This is a genomic window from Treponema denticola (genome assembly GCF_024181645.1).
GTDB lineage: Bacteria > Spirochaetota > Spirochaetia > Treponematales > Treponemataceae > Treponema_B > Treponema_B denticola_A.
Window position 1 is genome coordinate 1,840,857 of record NZ_CP058624.1, and the last position, 21,153, is coordinate 1,862,009.

General features: G+C 36.9%; 15 protein-coding genes. 8 read left to right on the forward strand and 7 right to left on the reverse strand.

From position 1 onward, the window contains the following. Positions 1 to 130: 130 nt before the first annotated feature. Both HO345_RS08645 and HO345_RS08650 read right to left on the reverse strand, forming a co-directional pair. Entirely contained in the window at positions 131 to 1,879 is a 1,749-nt protein-coding gene (locus HO345_RS08645) for a S1C family serine protease (RefSeq protein WP_253682541.1), read from the reverse strand. A 61-nt stretch (positions 1,880 to 1,940) separates the two neighbouring features. After that, positions 1,941 to 3,134, reverse strand: coding sequence for an acetate/propionate family kinase (locus tag HO345_RS08650; RefSeq protein ID WP_010692319.1), 1,194 nt, complete (start codon positions 3,132 to 3,134; stop codon positions 1,941 to 1,943). 167 nt (positions 3,135 to 3,301) lie between these two features. Here HO345_RS08650 and HO345_RS08655 point away from each other — a divergent pair, with 167 nt between their 5' ends. From HO345_RS08655 to HO345_RS08685, 7 genes are all read left to right on the forward strand, one after another. Further along, positions 3,302 to 6,112, forward strand: coding sequence for a CHASE2 domain-containing protein (locus HO345_RS08655; RefSeq protein ID WP_253682542.1), 2,811 nt, complete (start codon positions 3,302 to 3,304; stop codon positions 6,110 to 6,112). A gap of 59 nt (positions 6,113 to 6,171) precedes the next feature. Further along, positions 6,172 to 7,017, forward strand: a complete 846-nt coding sequence (locus HO345_RS08660) for a YitT family protein (RefSeq protein WP_253682543.1) — start codon at positions 6,172 to 6,174, stop codon at positions 7,015 to 7,017. Between the two features lie 429 nt (positions 7,018 to 7,446). Further along, positions 7,447 to 8,238: a leucine-rich repeat domain-containing protein gene (locus HO345_RS08665; RefSeq protein ID WP_253682544.1), complete on the forward strand. Its 792-nt coding sequence runs from the start codon at positions 7,447 to 7,449 to the stop codon at positions 8,236 to 8,238. Positions 8,239 to 8,428: 190 nt separating this feature from the next. Then, positions 8,429 to 9,445: an ornithine carbamoyltransferase gene (argF, locus tag HO345_RS08670; RefSeq protein ID WP_002677353.1), complete on the forward strand. Its 1,017-nt coding sequence runs from the start codon at positions 8,429 to 8,431 to the stop codon at positions 9,443 to 9,445. 77 nt (positions 9,446 to 9,522) lie between these two features. Continuing rightward, positions 9,523 to 10,293: a phosphonate ABC transporter ATP-binding protein gene (gene phnC / locus HO345_RS08675; RefSeq protein WP_253682545.1), complete on the forward strand. Its 771-nt coding sequence runs from the start codon at positions 9,523 to 9,525 to the stop codon at positions 10,291 to 10,293. Continuing rightward, entirely contained in the window at positions 10,290 to 11,159 is an 870-nt protein-coding gene (locus tag HO345_RS08680) for an ABC transporter permease subunit (protein ID WP_253682546.1), read from the forward strand. Before phnC ends, HO345_RS08680 begins: the two co-directional genes overlap by 4 nt. Next, a complete protein-coding gene (locus HO345_RS08685) occupies positions 11,156 to 11,980 on the forward strand; it encodes a PhnE/PtxC family ABC transporter permease (protein ID WP_253682547.1) in 825 nt (274 codons plus the stop codon). Before HO345_RS08680 ends, HO345_RS08685 begins: the two co-directional genes overlap by 4 nt. Positions 11,981 to 12,069: 89 nt before the next feature. Here HO345_RS08685 and pepT read toward each other — a convergent pair whose 3' ends face one another. Continuing rightward, positions 12,070 to 13,275: a peptidase T gene (gene pepT / locus HO345_RS08690; RefSeq protein ID WP_253682548.1), complete on the reverse strand. Its 1,206-nt coding sequence runs from the start codon at positions 13,273 to 13,275 to the stop codon at positions 12,070 to 12,072. Positions 13,276 to 13,464: 189 nt separating this feature from the next. On the opposite strand from pepT, the gene HO345_RS08695 reads away from it, so the two are divergent. Continuing rightward, complete coding sequence (locus tag HO345_RS08695; RefSeq protein WP_253682549.1) at positions 13,465 to 14,406, forward strand: helix-turn-helix domain-containing protein; 942 nt, start codon at positions 13,465 to 13,467, stop codon at positions 14,404 to 14,406. A gap of 4 nt (positions 14,407 to 14,410) precedes the next feature. On the opposite strand, the gene HO345_RS08700 is transcribed toward HO345_RS08695, so the two are convergent. The 4 genes from HO345_RS08700 to HO345_RS08715 are packed head-to-tail and all read right to left on the reverse strand — an operon-like array spanning position 14,411 to position 21,122. Continuing rightward, entirely contained in the window at positions 14,411 to 14,638 is a 228-nt protein-coding gene (locus HO345_RS08700; RefSeq protein WP_253682550.1) for a hypothetical protein, read from the reverse strand. Then, positions 14,626 to 15,720 (reverse strand): UvrD-helicase domain-containing protein, encoded by a 1,095-nt coding sequence (locus HO345_RS08705; protein WP_253682551.1) that lies wholly within the window; start codon positions 15,718 to 15,720, stop codon positions 14,626 to 14,628. The genes HO345_RS08700 and HO345_RS08705 overlap by 13 nt, the downstream gene beginning before the upstream one ends. Further along, complete coding sequence (locus tag HO345_RS08710; RefSeq protein WP_253682552.1) at positions 15,713 to 17,332, reverse strand: ATP-dependent nuclease; 1,620 nt, start codon at positions 17,330 to 17,332, stop codon at positions 15,713 to 15,715. The genes HO345_RS08705 and HO345_RS08710 overlap by 8 nt, the downstream gene beginning before the upstream one ends. A gap of 46 nt (positions 17,333 to 17,378) precedes the next feature. Then, on the reverse strand, positions 17,379 to 21,122 hold the full coding sequence (locus HO345_RS08715) for an N-6 DNA methylase (protein ID WP_253682553.1): 3,744 nt from the start codon (positions 21,120 to 21,122) through the stop codon (positions 17,379 to 17,381). Positions 21,123 to 21,153 lie beyond the last annotated feature (31 nt).

Here is a 21,153-nt window from a genome sequence, read left to right on the forward strand (position 1 = left end):
AAACAAAACCTGCCGTTTTTTTTACTTGAAAGAGCTTTATTTATTCTCGATCGGAATTAACGGAAATCTTTCAAGCTCTGCATCTTCTCCTTCTATATTTTTTTTAATTCCATCATTAATATCTTCTTACTTATAGACGCAATGAAATACTTGCACGGATTCCTATATTCGTTTCTTTTATTTCTTTAAAATATGACCTGGCAAGACACTCAATCCCGAATGATATTGATGTAAAATTTACCGGAACAATCTCTATTCCGCCGCCGTATTGGACAAATGGATCAAATGGAGGTATAAACACACCTCCTCCTACAAAGGCTTGAGGAGCAAGATATACAACATCTTTAATATTAAGAGGCAGCTGAAACCGCAATTCCGGTCCTATTCCGATACCGATTTTCGGCTGCTTCATAAAGGAAGCTTTTGGCAGCGTCCTAGGTTTATCGATGATTGCTGAAAAACCTATTTCTACATATTTAAAACTATAAAGATAACCGAAAGAGAAACCTGATGCCCACCCCGTATCCTTTTTTAAACCGGTGTAGGATGCATATATTCTCATTTTTACCGGAATCTCTTCGATAGAAATAAAAGGCGCTCCCGTATTTCGCTTTTGTTTTTTTGCCGTTTTTTCGGAAGATTTTTTTTCGGGCGAACCGTTCAAATTGGAAGCTTCAATCTGCCAAAAATTATGAGTATTTTTCCAAACGGTAAAAAACTTAGATTTTTCAGCTTCATCATAAAGCACAAATTCATAATTTTTGCCGGTATTTTTTAAAGCAGTAATATCTATGCTTGTTTCAGGCATGTATGAATTTTCTTCGGGCTTTATAGAGGTATATATTTGATAAGCAAGAGCTGTTCTGATTCCGTTTATAGGGTTTCCAAGGATTGAAGCAGCCAGAATCTCAGCCCTAAAAAGCCTGGGAGCCTTTCGTAAAGCTGCCTTGTAAGCATCCAAGCCTTCATTTATGGCATAATCTTCGGAAACATACATCACAATTTTTCGAAGTCTTTTTAGAATTTCTTCATTTTTTTGTTCTTCTTTATCAATCTTAAAATTCTTACAGGCTTCTGCAAATTCATCTAATGCGAGTTTTAAATTATTTTCGGACTTTTCACTGCCTCCAAAAACTCTTCTATCAATAAAATTTTTAATTGATGTAGCAGGAATTGCAAAATTTGTAGACTGCCTAAAAACGGCCTTAGCCGAATTTATACCTATAACTTCATATCCTTCGGGAGAATTCGGCGATTTAACTAAAAGAGGGCCTCCCGAATTTCCCGAATCTATCGGGGCAGAATGTTGAATAAAAAAGGATTTTTTAGGATCAACAATATTACTAAGCCTTGTCTTTGAATTGGTAACTGTTCCTTTTCCAAGTTGCCAAAGAGGTTTTCCGCCAAGCCCCGGATAACCTGCCGACCAAACATCAGCTCCATCGGCGGGAAGTTTAGCTGCAAAATTTAAAAAAGATTTTACACTTTTGTCGTTTACTTCAGCTATAGCAAGATCCAATTCTTCATCTATCGCTACAACAGGGCAATTTTCAATTTTAATCTTTGCACCGTCAATATTTTCAATTTCAAGAGAAAGAGATGAAGCATAAGCGGCAACATGATAGTTTGTAAGTACATAGACTTTCTTATTTTGTCCACGAATAAAAAATCCTGAACCGAAAACACCATCTTTAGCCTTTTCAAAAAGTTCGGCAATATCGCTATAACCGGCCTTTGAAATTTCATCAGCAGCATCATCCATAAATTGTAAAATTTTTTCCTCATAGTTGGGTCTCACAACACATACCGCATCTCTTATATCTGCAAAAATAGTTAAACAAAATAAAAAAAAGAAGATGCTTATAATTTTATTTTTCATCTGAACCTCCAAAATAAAATAGACTACAGGATAAGCCCTATAGTCTATTTTTGCTTAAGCTTTATTTTACCAATGCCATCGTATCCTTAGCAATCATAAGCTCTTCATTAGTCGGAATAATAAGAACCTTGACCTTTGATGAGGCCTTGCTTGCATCGGTAAGTTTTCCCCTTACCTTGTTTTTCTCGGAATCGAGTTCAACACCGAGGAATTCCAAACCATGACAGATTTTTTCTCTAAGCTCGATAGAGTTTTCCCCTATACCGGCTGTAAATACCAGAGCATCCACTCCGCCGAGCTGGGCTGCATAAGAAGCTATGTACTTTCTAACTCTGTTGCAGAATACATCCAAGGCAAGCTGAGCCCTCTTATTTCCTTCTTTTGCAGCGGTTTCAATATCACGGAAGTCGCTGCTTACACCGGAAATACCCAAAACGCCGGATTTTTTGTTTAAAACATTGCTCATATCATCTGCGGAAAGTTTTTCCTTATTCATAATAAAGGGAAGAATTGCAGGGTCTAGGTCTCCTGAGCGGGTTCCCATAACTAAACCTTCAAGGGGGGTAAGTCCCATCGAGGTATCTACACATTTTCCGCCCTTGATAGCGGCCAAGCTGGAACCGTTTCCTAAGTGGCAGGTAATAACCTTAAAATCGGCCGAATTATTTTTGAGGGTTTCGGAGGCTTTTTCAGAAACAAAGCGGTGCGATGTTCCGTGGAAACCGTAGCGGCGTATCTTATATTTTTCATAATACTCGTAGGGAAGAGCATAGATATAGTTTTCTGCCGGCATTGTTTGATGGAAGGCCGTATCAAAAACCGCAACCATCGGAGTTTTCGGCATAAGAGCCTTACAAGCCTCGATTCCCATAATATTTGCGGGGTTGTGTAAGGGAGCAAGGTCGATACATTCTTTGATACCGGCCATTACCCTGTCGTCCAAAAGAACGGACTTATTGAATTCTTCTCCGCCGTGAACTACCCTGTGACCTACAGCCGTAATCTCATCCATGGATTTTACAACACCGTGATTTTTATCGATGAGGGCTTCCAAAACAAGCTGAATGGCTTTTTTGTGGTCATTCATTTTTTCTTCAATTAAAACGGCATCCATTCCTTTTTTTTCATGCTTAATGCGTGAACCTTCAATACCGATTCTTTCGACAAGGCCTTTTACCAAAACATCTTCATTAGTCATATCAATGAGCTGATACTTTAAAGAAGAGCTTCCGCAGTTGATAACCAATATCTTCATTATATATCTCCTTAAAAATGTGAAGTAATCTTACTTGGTATAATACCCTAAAATATAAGAAAAGTCTATCGATATAAAGGCTTGTTTTTTAATAATTTTTAGATTATAATTGAACTTGCGGTTTTATGTAAACAAAGGAAATATGATAAACAGCTCTGGAGAAATTTATGGTCGAAAAAGAAAAAAATAAATCTGCATTTGTAGGATTTTTACAAAAAAATCTTAATTTTATAATAGCAATAGCCGTATTTTTAATTTTTACCGCCTTTAGTTTTATTAAATTGGGAAGAAATATAGAAAACCAAGTCTACGATGCCATGCTAAAACTTAAACCCGAAATCAAAGAAAAAAGCGAAATTCTTCTTTTAAACGTCGATGACTTTTCGATAGAACAAGTCGGCTCTTGGCCATGGTCAAGGGATGTCTTAGCCGATGTGTTAATCCGCTTAAAAGAATCAGGCGGTAAGGCGGCGGTTTTCGATATTGAGTACTTGTCTGCAGGAAGGGCGGGTGCAAATAATGCCTATGTAGAACATGATCTGCCCAAAGAATATGCAGCCGTGAGGCAGGAATTCGGAGAATATATAAAAGAGTTTTCGGATGCAGTTGCCGGCAAAAACATTCCGCTTTCGGAGGTAAAAACAATAGGACAGGATATGTCCGAGTATTTTAAATCACGGATTGATGAACTTTCCGATTCAATTAAACAAAATGTGTTCCGTGACAATGATGCCTACATGGGAGAAGCGGTAGGCTTTTTTGAAAATGCTTTTTTAACTATAAACGCAGTAAATATAAACATAGGCGGCGAAACAAAGGAACTAAAAGACTTTGCCTATAATAATTTTTTGTTTACCAATGTAGAAGATAAAACAGGTCTTTTTAAAAAGGAAACCTTAGCAAACCGCAAAGCCGCAAATGAAGAATACGGAATGGCTCCGGCGATTATGCCCATACTACAGTACGCAAGAGGAGCAGGTTTTCCGAATGTGGTTATAGATGAGGACGGGGTACGCCGCCGCATTTCTCTTTTAACCGAATACGAAGGAAGGTACATAGGCCAGCTGGTCTTTACTCCCATTCTTCACATCCTTGAACCCGAAAAAATTATCCGGTCGGGAAGGAAACTGATTTTAAAAAATGCCAAGAACCCGTCCGATTTGGAAAAAAGAAAGGACCTTATAATTCCTCTGGATGAAGAAGGAAACCTTTTAATAAACTGGCTAAAAAAACGCTTTGCCGACACGGAAAATCCCGAAAACGGAAGCTTTAAAAGCTTATCGGTTTATGCCCTCACCTACGCCGACATAATGGAAAAGAATTTAATTTCCATTTTAGAAGCCATAAAAGATCTACAAATAAGAACTGCAGAAGGCTACCTTTCTTATCACAATGCGGTTAGTTCTTTAGAAAGTGAATACTCAAGGCTTGACCAATGGAAAAAAGAGCTTCTGAATAAGAACAAGCAGGACTTTAAAGAATACTTTGCAGCCCGTAATTCCTTTTTTGATAATTACAGCAAATTTTTAAGCGGGAACTTCGATAAAGAAATACACAGCTTGTTTGAAAAAATAAAAGAACAGAGCGGCTCAAACCAATATGACGATATAGATACCTATGTTACCGAACTTTTTAAAAATGCAAAAGAAGAATATAAAAACTATTCGGAACACATTAACTATATAAACGGCTTTTGCAAGAACGCCTTTGCGATAATAGGATACAGCGGCGTAGGAACCTCCGATTTAGGTGTAAACCCTTTTTGGAAATCTTATCCCAATGTAGGTACCCATGCCAATATTTATAACACTATTATGAATGAGGACTTTATAAGACCTCTTCCAAAATGGGTTTCAATAATACTTGCCTTTGTAATAGCAATATTTACAGCCTTTATGATGAAAAAGATAGAAAGAGGATTTATAAAGGTTTTTCTTGGAATCGTTTTATTGAGCTTAACTCTTTCTATAGGAATTCTTTTATTCGTATTCGGAAAAATATACTTACAGCTATTTCTTCCGGTTATAACGGTGGTCATAAGCTTTATAGTTATCCTTTTACTAAACTTTATTTTCAGCGAAAAAGAAAAGGGCTTTTTAAGAAAGGCCTTCGGTGTTTATCTTTCGGACGATGTTGTAAATGAAATTATTGCCGATCCCGACAAGCTCACTCTCGGAGGAGAACAAAAAAGAATTACGGCTCTGTTTACCGATATAAAATCTTTTTCTACCCTTTCGGAAAAAATTACGCCCGAACACTTGGTTTCGGTTTTAAACGTTTACCTCACACAAATGAGCGATTTAATTCTACAAGAAAAAGGAACAATAGATAAATACATAGGAGACGCTATCGTTTCTTTTTTTGGAGCACCGACGGATTTGCCCGACCATGCTTACAGGGCATGTCTTGCGGCCATCAGAATGAAACAGGCTGAAGCCGAACTCAATAAACAGCTTTATGATGCAGGCGACATTCCCATGCCCATCTTTACACGCATAGGAATAAATACCGGTGAAATGGTTGTCGGAAACATGGGCACCGAAAAAAAAATGAACTACACAATTATGGGAAATGACGTAAACCTTGCAGCCCGTCTTGAAGGCGTAAACAAAAAATACGGCACATGGATTTTAGCTTCCGAATCTACATGGAGCGAAACAAATGATGCCTTCCTTGGCCGCCGCCTCGACCGCGTAAGGGTTGTGGGTATCAATACCCCTGTTCAGCTTTACAATGTTATGGCAGTCAGATCCGAAGCCCCTGCGGAAATGGTACAACTCGTGGGCATATTTGAAAACGCAATAGATTTTTACCGCCAAAGAGAATATCAAAAAGCCCTTAATCTTTTTAACAAGTGTTTGGAAGTCTCTCCCGATGATGAGCCTTCAAAAATGTATGTTGAAAGAATGAAGATGCTTCTTGCAGATGCTGAAACGGCGGCAACACACAGCGATATTGTAAACATGACAAGTAAATAAATCTCTTTAGTTTTAAAAGATTCTAAGTCAATAAATTCTATTTTTTATAAGGAAAAAAAATGAAAGGAAAATTATTAAGTTTTTTTTACATTGTTTGCGGAGTTTTGATGATAGCATCAGGTATTCATTTTTTCTTGCTGCCTTCAAAATTATCCTTGGGCGGGGCTACCGGAATGGCCTTGGTATTATCAAAATACCTTCCGCTTTCCACAGGAGCCTTACTTGTTGTAGTAAACATTTTTCTGTTTGCTCTCGGCTTTTTAATCATCGGAAACAAATTCGGTCTTAAAACGGTTTGTGCAAGCCTTGGGCTTTCAGGAGCTGTATGGCTTTTGGAAATCTTTGTTCCATTGCAGGGACCGATTGTAAACGACAAATTCTTACAGCTGGTAATTGCCGTCATCCTTTACGGGGGAGGCGTAGGCATAGTTTTAAATCAATATGCATCAACCGGAGGAAGCGATATCTTTGCAATGATTCTGCAAAAATATTTCGGCCTTGACTTGGGAAAGGGCTGCTTAATTACGGACTTTACCATTACAGTTTTTGCAGGCTTTGCTTACGGCCCGGAAATTGCTCTATTTTCGTTGGTGGGTGTAATCATAAACGGGCTCGTAATCGACTCCACAATCGACGGCCTTAACATGAGTAAATACTGCGTTATAAATACGGATAAGCCCGATGAACTTTGCCGCTTTATGGTGGAGCTCGGCCGTTCTGCAAACGTATATAAGGCAACGGGGGCTTACACAAGAGCCGAACGATCCGTCATTCAAACCGTCATGAGCCGCAGGGACTTTGTAAAGTTAAAAAGCTATCTTGCCGCAAAAGATCCGGAAGCCTTTATGGTTGTAACAAATGCCCACTCCGTATTCGGCTGGCATTGGAGAAGGATAGGAGAATAAAAGAATTTTACTTGTTTAATTTAACCTTTTCGGAGGTTAAATTAAACAAAATTATTTTGTTAAAACCTTGTTATTCCGCAAAAAGCGTTATATAATGTAGACATGAAAATAAAGCATAAATACAGTGCAAAAGATAAAATTCCTCAAAAAAGTTTACAAAAAACAGTCAAACTACTTGACAAAGACGAGAGTGCCAGCATAATTACTCGACACTCGACACTCGACACTCGACACTCGACACTCGACACTCGACACTCGACACTCGACACTCTTTAAATAAATCACACACACAGCATAATCTTCTCACACCGTTTAATCAAACCGCAAAGGATTATAAAAGGATATCTTACGAAGACTCTTTCAAATTCTCGGCGTCTTTTGCGCGCTTGACGGTTAAATTAAATAAACATAATTCTAAGGAGGTTTGATATGAAAAAGTCAAACGAAAAAAGAAGAGTAAAACTCTTCACTCTTTGGGCAGCATTGATACTACTTGCTGCATCATTATTTACCGGCTGTCCTCAAAAGCCTGAGTCTAAGCCTACGCCTACACCTGAGTCTAACTCTATACCGCTTGAAAAATTAAAAATCGAAGGCACCGTACTTAAAGGTTATACGGGCGAAAAACCCTCAGGCATCTTGAATGTACCTGGAAGCATTACCGAAATTGACAAACGTGCTTTTTTCGAGTGTACCGGCATAACGGAGGTGCATCTTCCCGAAAGCCTTACCAAAATCGGCATGTATGCTTTTAAGGATTGCGAAGGTATGAGGAAGCTGGTCTTGGGCAAAAACCTTACCCATATCGGATACGGTGCTTTTGCCGGCTGCAAAAACCTTGAAGGAAATCTCAAATTTCCCCCCGATCTTGCAGAAATAGGTGCATCCGCTTTTTCTGGCTGCTTTAAACTAAGCGCCCTCGATTTTTCCGAATGCACAAAGCCGCTTACAATCGGCAATTTTGCTTTTGAAGGCTGCAAAATAACGGGAACAGTGCAGTTTCCTGCAAGCCTTGCCTCTTTGGGCGAAGGAGCGTTTTGGAACTGCAATAAGGTAGAATGCTTTGACTTTTATTTGTGCAGCAGCCCGCCCCTTACGGCAATCGGCTCCGATGCCTTTTACGGTACAAACGGCCGCTTTAAGGTTAAAACGGGCACAGGCATAAAAGAACTGCTCACCGGCTCAGGCGTAGCCGCCGGCAAAATAGACGAGACACCTTAATTGAATGGGCGATTGTTAATTTGGTAATTTCTAATCGGGAATTAAAAGAAACTTGAGTTGAAAGCTATAGAGCTCTTTTAGCCTTCAACTCACCCCCCCGGCACAGGGTACTCACAAAGGTACTGGATTATTTTTACAAAAGCTGATATATTGTTCCCATTCATCAATAGCATCTTAAGGAGTTAAAACTATGCTTAAAGAAATTCGCGGAAAGAGCGCAAAAAACTTGCGCGGAAGAAGCTTTCTAAAATTGTTGGATTTTACTACAGACGAAATCCGCTATTTACTTGACCTTTCAAAAAATTTTAAAGACATGAAAAGGGCCGGAATTCCTCACAGATACCTAGAAGGAAAAAACATCGTTCTTCTTTTTGAAAAAACCTCTACAAGAACACGATGCTCTTTTGAAGTTGCAGGTTATGACCTTGGAATGGGCGTTACCTACCTTGATCCCAATTCTTCACAGATGGGACATAAAGAATCTATCGAAGACACAGCCCGTGTTTTAGGCAGAATGTATGACGGTATCGAGTACCGAGGCTTTAGCCAAGAGCTTGTAGAAACATTGGCCGAATATTCCGGTGTTCCCGTATGGAACGGATTAACCGACCTTTTCCACCCGACTCAAATGCTTGCAGACCTTCTTACAATCGAAGAAAACTTCGGCTATTTGAAGGGACTTAAATTTACATACATGGGAGATGCCCGAAACAATGTAGCAAACTCCCTCATGATAGCCTGCGTAAAAATGGGAATGCACTTTACAGCATGTTCGCCCAAGCACCTCTTCCCCACTGAAGACTTGGTAGCCGAAGCAAAGAAAATTGCTGCCCAAACAGGCGGAAGCGTAACCCTTACCGAAAATGTAAACGAAGGCACAAAGGGTGCTCATGTTCTTTATACCGACATTTGGGTATCTATGGGAGAACCCGACAGCGTATGGGAAGAACGCATTAAACTCTTAAAGCCCTATCAGGTAAACAAGGCCGCTATGGACAATGCAGACAAGGATGCAATCTTCTTGCACTGCCTCCCCTCCTTCCATGACCTAAAGACAACTAAGGGTCAGGAGATTCACAAAAAGTTCGGTCTTCCCGAAATGGAAGTTACAAACGAAGTTTTTGAATCTCATAAATCCGTTGTTTTTGATGAAGCCGAAAACCGCATGCATACAATCAAGGCTGTTATGTATGCCACAATGTGCTAATCTTTTTTATATTTGCTAACCTGAGACTCTTTCTAAAAACTTTAGGAAGAGTCTTTAATTTTTTGGAGGGAAGCCTTGTGATTCTTGAACTTAAAAATATTTCAAAAACTTATCCTTCGGGACGAAGGGCCTTACAAAGCATTTCTTTTAAAATAGAAGAAGGAGAAATCCTTGCAATAATAGGCCTATCGGGAGCCGGAAAATCTACAATGCTTAGATGTATAAACCGCTTGGTTGAGCCGGATGAAGGAGAAGTTATTTTTTTAGGAGAAAAAATAAACAAGCTTAAAGGAAAAAAATTAAGACAATACCGCTCAAAGATAGGAATGATTTTTCAAAATTATAATCTGGTCGAGCGTCTTAATGCAGTTGAAAATGTTTTGCACGGCTGCCTCGGCTCAATCCCTTCTTACCGCGGGGCACTAGGCCTTTATACCGAAGAAGAAAAAGAAAAAGCTTTTGCTCTTTTACAAACCGTAGGCATGGAAGAATTTGCCTTTCAAAGATGCAGCGAATTAAGCGGCGGTCAAAAACAAAGAATAGGCATTGCAAGAGCCTTAATGCAAAACCCGAAGCTTTTATTATGCGATGAGCCTATAGCCTCCCTTGACCCGCAGTCGGCAGAAACGGTTTTAAATTATATCAAAGAATTCGCAGTAAATAAAAACATCGCCTGCCTTATAAGTTTACATCAAATGGAAGCTGCAAAAAAATATGCCGACAGAATCATCGCTCTCAATAACGGGAAAATAGTTTTTGACGGAAAACCCGATTCCTTAAACGATGAAGTCTTGCACAAAGAAATTTTTACAAGCGTTTCTATGGACAGCGGAGAAAAAATTCTATGAAGTTCGATTTAAAAATTTACTCTGAGGACAACAAAAAGAAAAGACATTATCATAAAAAAGAAACTTCATACTCTTGGGAAAAAAGACAAATCTTTTTTGCGAAGAAAAAACTAAAGGCAATTATTATTCTTTTAAGTCTTATTTTAATATATTATTTTGCATCAAATATAACCGGCTTTAAAGACCTTAAAGCAATTTTTAAATTCCCCCTTGCAATAGCATGGCTTATAAAAAACTTTATACCCGACAATGAAAGTTTAAAACATATCCCGATTATAATAAAAACCTTAGGCGAAACCTGTGTGATAGCGGCCTCGGCAACTACCGCAGCGGCTTTTTTTGCCCTTATCTTAGCCCTCCTCGGCTCTCAAACCACAGGAATAAATAAGCCCTTTAAAATAATCCTTACCATGACAGCATCGTTTTTAAGAAACATTCCGCTGGTAGCATGGGCAATGCTTTTATTATTTTCGTTTAAACAAAATAATTTTACCGGTTTTTTAGCCCTCTTTATAATTACCTTGGGTCATCTGGTAAGGGTTTTTAAGGAAATGATAGAAGAAACAAGCGAAGAATCTTTTACGGCTTTACGGGCTGCAGGCGTTCCGTATTTTCCGGCTCTGTTTAATGCCGTATTCCCAAGCATAGCACCCGGCCTTGTTTCGTGGCTCTTATACACGGTCGAAACAAATGTAAGGGACTCGGCCCTCATAGGAATTCTAACCGGAACGGGAATTGGTTTTTTATTTAATCTTTATTTTAAAAGTTTCCGTTATAATAGTGCGGGCTTAATTATTTTATGCCTTGTAATCATAGTTTTACTCATCGATATTCTTTCAAACAAAATAAGGCGGATTCTTTTATGATTGAGCAAGCAAACAAAATTAAAAAAATAAAAATAAGAAGATTCTCAAAGCAAAGAGTATTAATTTTATTTGTTCTTGTTTTTTTATCCGGCCTTACAATTATAAGTTTATTTCAAATGGAAAAGCCCGACTACGGAATTCAAAAAGCTTTTTTACAATTTACGGAATATTCAAAGGATTTATTTTTTTGCCCAAAGCTCTCGCAAAAATATTCTTATGCGGAAATATTTTTTTCTCTTTTGGTAAGTTTAAGCCTTGCCCTTTTAACTACCGTGTTCGGAGTGGTGCTTGCTCTCTTTTTAGGAATCGCCGCTTCGGAAAATCTTTCAAACAAGTATCTTGTAAAAATCATAAGAACGGCAATGTCCTTTATCCGCTCAGTGCCGACAATTATTTGGGTTTTAATATTTTCGGTAGTTGCAAACATAGGAGCAGAGGCTGCCGTCCTCGGTATGAGCTTTCACAGCACAGCCTATCTCGTAAAGGGCTTTTCGGAAAGCTTTGACGGCATAGACAAAAAAACGATTGAAGCCTTAAAAGCCTGCGGGGCAAGCTACATCGAAATTATAAGTCAGGCAGTTCTCCCCGCTTCGATAAACAATCTAATCTCGTGGAGCTTTTTTAGATTTGAAATTAACTTCGGAAATGCTGTTGCCGTAGGAGCTGCGGCAGGGGCCGGCGGAATAGGTTACGAGCTTTTTATGGCAGGCTCCTTAAACTTTAATATGAGTGAAGTCGGCTTTATATCCTATCTTATTTTAGGAACGGCTATTATTTTGGAAATATCTTCGACAAGGATAAGAAACAGGATTAGACATTAGACCTTTGAGTTTAACGAGGCAGGAAAAATCAAAAGAGTTTTTTTCTCCTGCCACGCTAAACATTCCGTTAAAACTTTTAAACAAAAGAACTACTTGGCGTTGTTCTCTGCAATTTTTACTACAAGTTCAATTCCCTTTTCGATTGATTTTGTGGGGATGAGCTCGAAGCGGCCGTGAAAATTATAACCGCCTGCAAAAAGGTTCGGACAGGGAAGCCCCATAAAAGAAAGGCGGGCTCCGTCAGTTCCTCCCCTGACCGGAACTATATGTGGTTCAATACCGACATCAGTCATAGATTTTTTTGCAAGTTCAATTATTTCCATGTGCGGCTCGATTTTTTCTTTCATGTTGTAATAGGAATCTTTTATTTCCATCTTGATTATGTTGCCGTATTTTTTATTTAAAAAATCGACCGCAGCCCTCATAAGTTCTTTTTTGTGAAGGAAGCTTTCCATAAAGTGATCGCGGATAATGTAAGACATCTTTGTAAAATCAACGCTTCCTTCAATCGAGGTTAAATGAATAAAGCCCTCATAGCCTTCAGTGTATTCCGGCTTTTGTTCTTCGGGAAGCATGTTTTCCAATTCTCTTGCCGCAGAAAGAGAATTAACCATCATATTTTTTGCAGAACCCGGGTGCACATTCTTTCCTTGAATTTCTATCTTAACGCTTGCGGCATTAAAGTTTTCGTATTCGAGTTCACCCAAGGGGCCGCCGTCTACGGTATAGGCAAAATCTGCTCCGAATTTTTTTACATCAAAAAGATCGGCACCTCTTCCGATTTCTTCATCGGGAGTAAAACCGATTTTTATTTCGCCGTGTTTAATTTCGGGATGAGCCAAAAGATATTCTATAGCGCCCATGATGATTGTAATACCGGCCTTATCGTCTGCACCCAAAAGGGTCGTTCCATCGGTTGTAATAATCTCCTGACCTTCAAGCTCTTTTAAGAAGGGAAAATCTTTGACGGTCATGGTGTACTCATCGTTGAGTTTAATATCCCCGCCCTTGTACATAAAAACTTTCGGATTTACGCACTTACCGTCCAAATCGGGAGCCGTGTCCATGTGGGCTATAAAACCGATTGCGGGAACCTTTTTATCGGTGTTTGCAGGAATGGCCGAATAAACATAACCGTGCTTATCCTGCTCGGCCTTTAAGCCCATATCGGTCAATTCTTTTACAAGGTATTTACCCAGCTCAAGCTGCCCGGGAGTACTGGGACAACATTCATTTTCTTCGTTGGACTTAGTGTCCATCGAAATGTATTTTTGAAATCTTTTAAGATAATCCATAATATCTCCTGTAAAAATGTTGTAGTTTAAGATGAATAGCCTAGCACTTTTATGGGCTTATGTAAAGTGGGGAGAAGTAGAACAATGTGTATGTCTTGGAGAATTCTGAGGTAAATATAAAATACGCAAAATATAAGCTATAGCTTAAAATTTATTTTTATTGTATACTAATAATTGGAGTATTAAATTATGCAAAAAAGTTATTACGCTTTTTTAAATCATACCAATTCGGATATCGTAAAAAAAGATAATCCGTATCCGCATTTTAAAACCTATGCATTTTCTTCCGAAATAGGAAGAGGATATTCGGCTATTTATGATGTAGGCTCTTATGCACACATTTGTATTGCAGATCATCTTTACTATGAGGATTTTAAATATACGGTACCATCGGATGAAGGTATTTATCTTCAACAATATGATTCTATTGCTTCCGACAAAAAATATCCTGCAGGGAGGGTGTATACCGGAATGCAATACATTCAGTATTACACTAAGGTTAAAACGGTTCAGTATGTTATAAAAAAGGAAACTCCTGCATGTATTATCGGGCTTCAATTAAACCCCGAATATTACGGTGCATATTTAAAAAATACCTTCGGCATTACGGAAGAAAATTTTTGTACAAAAATTTCTCTCTTGCCGAAAGAAAACTATATTCCTGAAATTTCTTTTATATTGAATCAGATACGGAAATTCTCGGGAACCGAAGCGAGTGCAAAACTTTTTTTCAAAAGCAAAGTTGACGAAATCTCCGCCCTTCTTTTACGAAGAACCGAAAACATACAAAAAGCGGAACACTCCGTTTTTTCAGCCGACCATGCAGCTATTATGCAAACGATTGAGTTCATAAATAAAAACTTACACAAAAAACTTCCGCTTGAAACGCTTGCAAAAATGTCGTATATGAGCCCTTCAAAATTTAAATATGTTTTTAAAGCCGTTACCGGTTTTCCGCTTACCGATTATCTTGTTAATAAAAAGATGGAAAAGGCCAGCTCCCTGCTTTTAAATACTAATATGTATGTTGCAAACATCGCCCAAAGCCTCGGCTACCGCAGCACCGGATATTTTTCCGCCTGCTTTGAAAAGTACACAGGTATGCTTCCGAATGAATATAGAAAGAGGTGAAAGGTTAGTTTTCTTCGGTGTAATACAGTTTGTAGAACTTACCTTTTTTGTCTGTTCCTTGTTCGATGTTTTGACTGTTGCCATCGATAACGATTTTTATTTTTTTATCCAGTTGAATGACTCTCTTAAATGCTCTCTGCTGCTTTTTACGCGCTGCTTCGGAAACAGGAAAGTTATCATCTATTGAAATGCCTGTTTCATCTTTGTTAATAATTAGTTTTATGCATTCCAAAATTTAATATCTTGTTCTTTACAATCCTTCTTTTCCCATAGTATACATACATTATGTCTTGCTCGTGTTAGTGCAACATAGAAACGCGAACGAGTTGTTGCTTTTAATGAACATGAATGGTCTTCTATCCACTGAATCATATCTTTCGTTGGATAAATCAAAACATTATCGAATGTAAGTCCTTTAGAATCACCAAAATTATAGACTGGATAGTTATCATTGCAAGTAACTTTACGGTTATATCTTAGTTGTACGGCATTAAAATCTTTTAAGTATTTATCAATATCAGATATTTTTATCAGAAATACACCTTGCTTTGTATTTTTCTCATCACATCTTGATATAGTTTTTGGGAGAGCTTTATTTAGTTTAGAAGCATATCCACATATTTCTTTATTGCACCGAAACGAAACATTTAATGTTGTCTCATCAATCTTTACAATATCTCTATGGTCATTGAGAAAATTAATAATTTTATCAAATTGATACTTTGCATTTTTTTTCTCATGATGAGTTAAATAAATTGCCTGCCTTGGATCTCCAGCAAGGATAATGTTTGACTTTGAGTTAAATAATAGCTCGATTATGTCTAAATCATATCCGGCTAAGTCTTGTAATTCATCAATGTAAATATTGGGGAAAAGTTCTGTTATTCTATTAATTACGTTTCCATGAGCAGCTTCGTTGCATTTAACAACAAATTTAGAAAGTTTATCAGAATATATCTTTTGCGAATCTGTTAAATAATGTTGCAACGCCATTTTTTCACTTACATATTTTGCAGACATAGAATTTACAAGAATCAAACCATTAATATCAATATCCCTAAATACAGGAGAAAGGCAATCTTGATACGGTTTTACTCCATGCTGTATAAGAAATGTGAACCATGTTTGTACCGTTACATTCTTAGGAATGCACGCATTTCTTTGATAAAATTTCTTTTTTATTTCCTCTTCATTAGCAGTTGTATAGGTTAATAACAAAACCCGTTCTGTTTTTGCTTTTTCCAATGCTGTTTCTACCAGCTTTGTCGTCTTACCGGAACCTGCAGCAGCTATATAAGCAATATTTTTACTCATGACATATCCATTCAATACATTCATTGATATAATCAGGATAACAGAAATTTTCATTAGATTCAAAAACTTTCAACGCCCAATAAGTTTTATTTTTTTGTAAATATTCGGATAAATCTTGTATCGTTATATTTGGAAATAATTTGCCTAATTTCTGTTCATTTTCTAAGTTACATTGAATAAAACTAGGTTCCAGAGTATTTTGATTATTATCGCGATTTGAAAAAATTTTAATAGTGGAGCAATTTTCATATTTCTTATATCTCTCAGCTATGTTTTTTTGATAATCACCATCATTATCAGTTACAACAGCAACTTTTATATTTAATTTTTCTGCTAATTCCAAAAATCTTGGAGCAGACAATCCGACCGATATGACATCAATTCCAGATTCTATAGGTAGCCTTTCATATTTATCAAAAAAACATTTTTGCACAATTAACTCATCTGATGGACCTTCCATTAAAATACATTTCTGAGCTAATAATAACCGAAGTGTATTATAACCGGGCAATCTTGAAAAATAGCTTTGTGTTTCATCAGTCAATTCTTCAAATTTAAGTATCTTTTTATCATGAATAAATAAAAGATTTTTCAATCCCAATTTATTTGCAACAAAGCTACTGTGAGTTGTAATTATAAGTTGTTTTTTAAAATGCTTTTCTGCAATATTTTTTAATAATACATTCAGATTTATATGTGATAGATGGTTTTCAGGTTCTTCAAGTAAAAGAAGGTTAGAAATATCATTGCGGACATTTGCTAAGGCTAAATTTGTTTTTACAATACACTGTTCCCCTTGTCCGATTTGATGAAAAGGTATCTCATTAAAATAAGTTGTAAGAATATTTTCCCAAGCATTGATGTCTGCCGTGTTTACAGATATAGCTATCTCTTTATCTGATATCTTTGCCATACTATTTATTTTTGTATTTATTGACCGCAATGCTTCTTTATCTTTGAATTCATTTTTTAATTTTCTATAAGCCTGTGTTATTGCTATTTTTTCATTTTCTTCTAACTGTTCTGTAATTATCCGTGAAATATAGAAATCAGAACCATTGCGGTACTTAGCACTAGAAGAATTTATCATATTCGGTTTCAGAGGGATAGAACGAGCTGTAATAGTATCTCGGTTAAAACCCGACCAAGCTATTTCATAGTATTCGATAGGTAAGTTTGAAATACCTTCTTTTATTAATGTTTCATATTCAGCTTGAAATTTTTTATCAAATGCAATCTTCAATTTTACACCGACTTTTTCGCCACCTTCGGAATGACCAGTTCCTTTTAATTTGCTAAAATCAGCATTATCTTTTTCATCTTTATCAAGATAGACTTCTAATAATATATGCGGAGGTTCTATAGGTGTACCTGTTTTGAATGCCTGTAAATATTTATTAACAGCATTATAATTAAAGAGATGTTCTGTCAATTCATTTTTTAAATACCTGCCATGTAATAAGCCTGACAAACAAAGATTTATTGCCTCTAAAATTGTAGATTTACCGGCTTCATTATTTCCGACAATAATATTTACATTTTTTTGAAACTCAATAGTAAGAGTTTCAAAACATTTATAATTTTCAATATGCAACTTACTAATATATATCATGGTATCGACTTCTCCTTCTTTTCATAGTTATATCAGCCCCCCCCCCTCACAACCACTTCTCCAATATCTTTTTTTTCTTATCAGCACAAGCGGACAGTACCGATTTTGCAGCAGCAATATCGGCTTCATAAGCTTCTATTTCTTGTACAATGCACTGCTGCTCCTCAAGAGAAGGCACAGGGATTGAAAAATTTAAAATATGATTTTTATCTCCTCTGGGCATTTTTACTCCTCGTACATTTTTCATAATATATTCAAAAAATGTGTTCTGCTTCATAGCATAATATATATAACGTGCATTTATTCCTGAAATTGGGCGGAAAACCAGTACATCTGGGGAGCATCCTCCTTTTTTGTTCGAAAACCAAATTTTTTTAAGATATGGCCGAATATTAGAAACTAAAATATCATTTTCTGTATATTCAATTACGCTATCTATATTAGGTTCACCATTGTACACACAAATACCGTCACAATTTTGTAGTATATTATCTGTACTAATATAATCTTCTAAATTGATTGCTGAGAATTGTATCCTTTTGGTTGTATATGGGGCGATTATTTTTAACCGCGCTATCTCCCCTTTTACTTCGCTCATTAGTTTTTCAATATTCCGTTTATTTTCTTCAATAGCATATTGAGCAGTACTGTACTCTTCATCGACTTTTTCACACTCCGCAACAATTTGTTGTTGGATAGATATATCAATATCCGGAACTTGCAATAATTTTATATCACTAGGGTAAACATGAGGTTGACTTGTACCTTTTTGTAAACTGAAAATTTGATCTTGAATGGATATTAAAAAATTATATAGAAAAAATGTATGTACGTCATCTTTTCCTCTTACAGTCGTACAATCTGAGGCGAAAATCGGTTCTCGCCATATATTAACAAATCCGGCATTTGCACCACTTGCACTAATAGTTATTGTATTAGCTTTTCTATTTGCTTCATTATGAAAATAGGCAAAGTCAATACCGCCTGCAACTACTTTAATGTTTCCTGTTTTTGTTTGCGCAGCTGTGATAGATTGCCCTTTTATTACTTCCGCTATCTCTCCCAACTTTACCAGCGGATATCTACTCTTTATTTCAATTTTTTTATCTGCGGTGAGTTTAAGAGCTTTATCAAACTTTACTCGGTTAAAATCAAGCATAAAGTGTAAAGGGATGAGCGAAGCAAATTCTTTTAGATTATCCGGGATTATTACAGGCTTTTTTTCAAAAGCGGTATGGATAAGCGTATTCAGTTTTGCGGTGTCTTCAAAATCGGCAGGATTAAAAAGCGGTGTTCTAATATGCTGTATGCCCTTATTATGTGCAAGCTCGTCATCTTCTCTTTCATTAGTAACGCCGAGATATTTTATCCCCTCATTGCCCTTTGCACCGCTCCATTCGTAACCTAAGAAAGCTTTCATTTCTTTCGTTGCGGCAGGCGATCGTATCACCACCACCTCTTGCCCGTTCGTCATAGCCAAACAAAAAAACAAAAGCTTTTCCTGTTCAATTTCGCAAACCGAATAATAAATATGCCGTTCAAGTTCATCGCTTTGCATTTCTTTTGTATATTTACCGCTTATCTTCTTTTTTTGAATAGCTTTTGCTTTGGTATCATTTGAAAATTCTGTAATATACTCCTTAAATATTTCATAAGAATCTAATGCTTTTTTCCAATCAGCGGTATAGGTAAAAAGAGCCTTATAATCTTCCGGCTTTACGCCTATATGCGTACAATAGGATTCAAATAGATGATAATCTTCAAAGACAATATCTTTACGTGTATCATTATGAAACCAGCTGTGTATGCGGTTTTTATAATGGTCATCAAGTACCGGATGTGTTTTCTTTTTACGCAAAAAAAGTGTTACCGTATTTGTACCTGTTTGACCGAATGTTCCCGAACCGAATTCCGCAATAGCGATAATATCAAACGTACACAAAATAATTTCACGGCATTTAATATACATACCGCCGTTACTTAAAATACTAGAGGGAAGAATAAGAGCTGCAATGCCTTCATCACACAAAAGCTGTGCCGCACGTTCTATGAAAAACGTTTCTATGGCATTATTTTTAACCGTATCGTTTACGAATTCCGTTAAACGAAAGCGTTTTTTATCGGCAGCGTTTAAGGTTTCTAAAAATCCTTTTACGCTGTACGGCGGATTAGAAACTAAAATGGAATAACTGTTATCTTTGACGCTCTTTTTGCCGGTTATACGTGAAAGAGCATCGGCATAGATAATATTTATATCATCCTGCCCGTACATAAACGCAGCAACTTTAGAAACCTTAGAAAGACGGTATTCTTTTTCGATACCGGTAATTGCCGAATAATATTTCTTTAAATGTTTCTTTTCGACAAAACTTTTAATCTGCTGTGCATATTCATTTAAAAAATGCCCCGCTCCGCAGGCATAATCAATAACACGGGGCGCTTGTTCCGTTCCGCTTATCATCGTTTGTAAGGGCAGAGACGAAACGATAAAGCGCACAAGCGGCTGAGGAGTAAAAAACTGTCCTTCACTTTGCTTTACTCCCTGATTTAAAAAACCTTCAAATAAATCGCCTAAAAACTGATTTTGCTCCTCCGTTTTTAATTTAATATTTTCAAGCATTTGCACTACTTTTAATAGAATAACCGCATTTTGGCGGAAGAGGTTTTCATTATGTACTTCGATAAAAGAAAAGTCGCTGTTTGTAAAAAACTTTAATTGCTTAAAATATTTTAAAACGGTATCGCGGGTAGCATCGGGATCATTTTTAAAAAGATAAAACGCATTGTATATGTCATCATTGTCAATGTAGATAACATCTTCCGATAAAAACTGCTCCATACCTATCTTATATAATTTTTGCAGGCGGTCTTGTAAGCTAAAATAATCATCATAGGCAGCGCCTTTCCAATGAAAAGCGAGTTGTTTGGAATTTTCTTTTTCATCAACTACCTTTGCTAAAAATAAATTGACTAATTTGTCAAAAGCATTTTCTCTGCCCGATACATTATGCTGCCGTAAAATTTTTGCAAATTCGTGATATTTTTTCTGCATTGAAGCGTAATCAATTTCTTTTAAATCTCGAACGGTATAATTCTTTTTACCTATGTTGTACGCTTGCATATAATCTTCAAAAAGCCCTACGGAAGAAAAGTCTTTTTTATATGTTTCTTTCCATACATCAAAAAGCTCTTTGTTGTTTCCGGCCTTTGCATAGCTTTTGGGATTTTCCAAAGTTTCTAAAAGTTTTTCATTATCTTTTACCTTTATCAGATGATATTCGGTTTGTATTTTACCGTCTGCAAAACCGCTTGTATAAAGACAGAGAAAACTTGTTGCCCGCTCTTGCTGAAAGTAACTGAAAAGCTGAGCACCATCTTTTAAAGTAGTTTCCCACGCATGATTAAATTCGTCCCCTTGCGTTTTACATTCAATAATTAAAAGAGATTTTTTTTCTCCATTCTGATCTATTGTCCTAACCCAGATATCCGCCCTTCCGCTTTTGCCCGAATGTCCGAGCTTCCAAAGCGGTTCAAGCTCCATATCGCAAGGTTTATACCCTTTTTCAAGCAGACGGCATACACATTCAAGCACGACAAAATTCTCATTTTGGCTGAAATTTGTCGTTGTATTTGCACCGGTGTCTATTTCAGGAGGATAGATGATGATTTCTTTGGAAAAATCGACTTGAATATCACAATTATGTTGTTCAAAATGCTTTGAAAATATTACATCCGATTGAATAAACCTTAGTTTCTTTAATACGTGCCGAAAGTTTGTTTTTGTTATCATCTGCCTATGCCCTAAATTCTCTTAAAATACC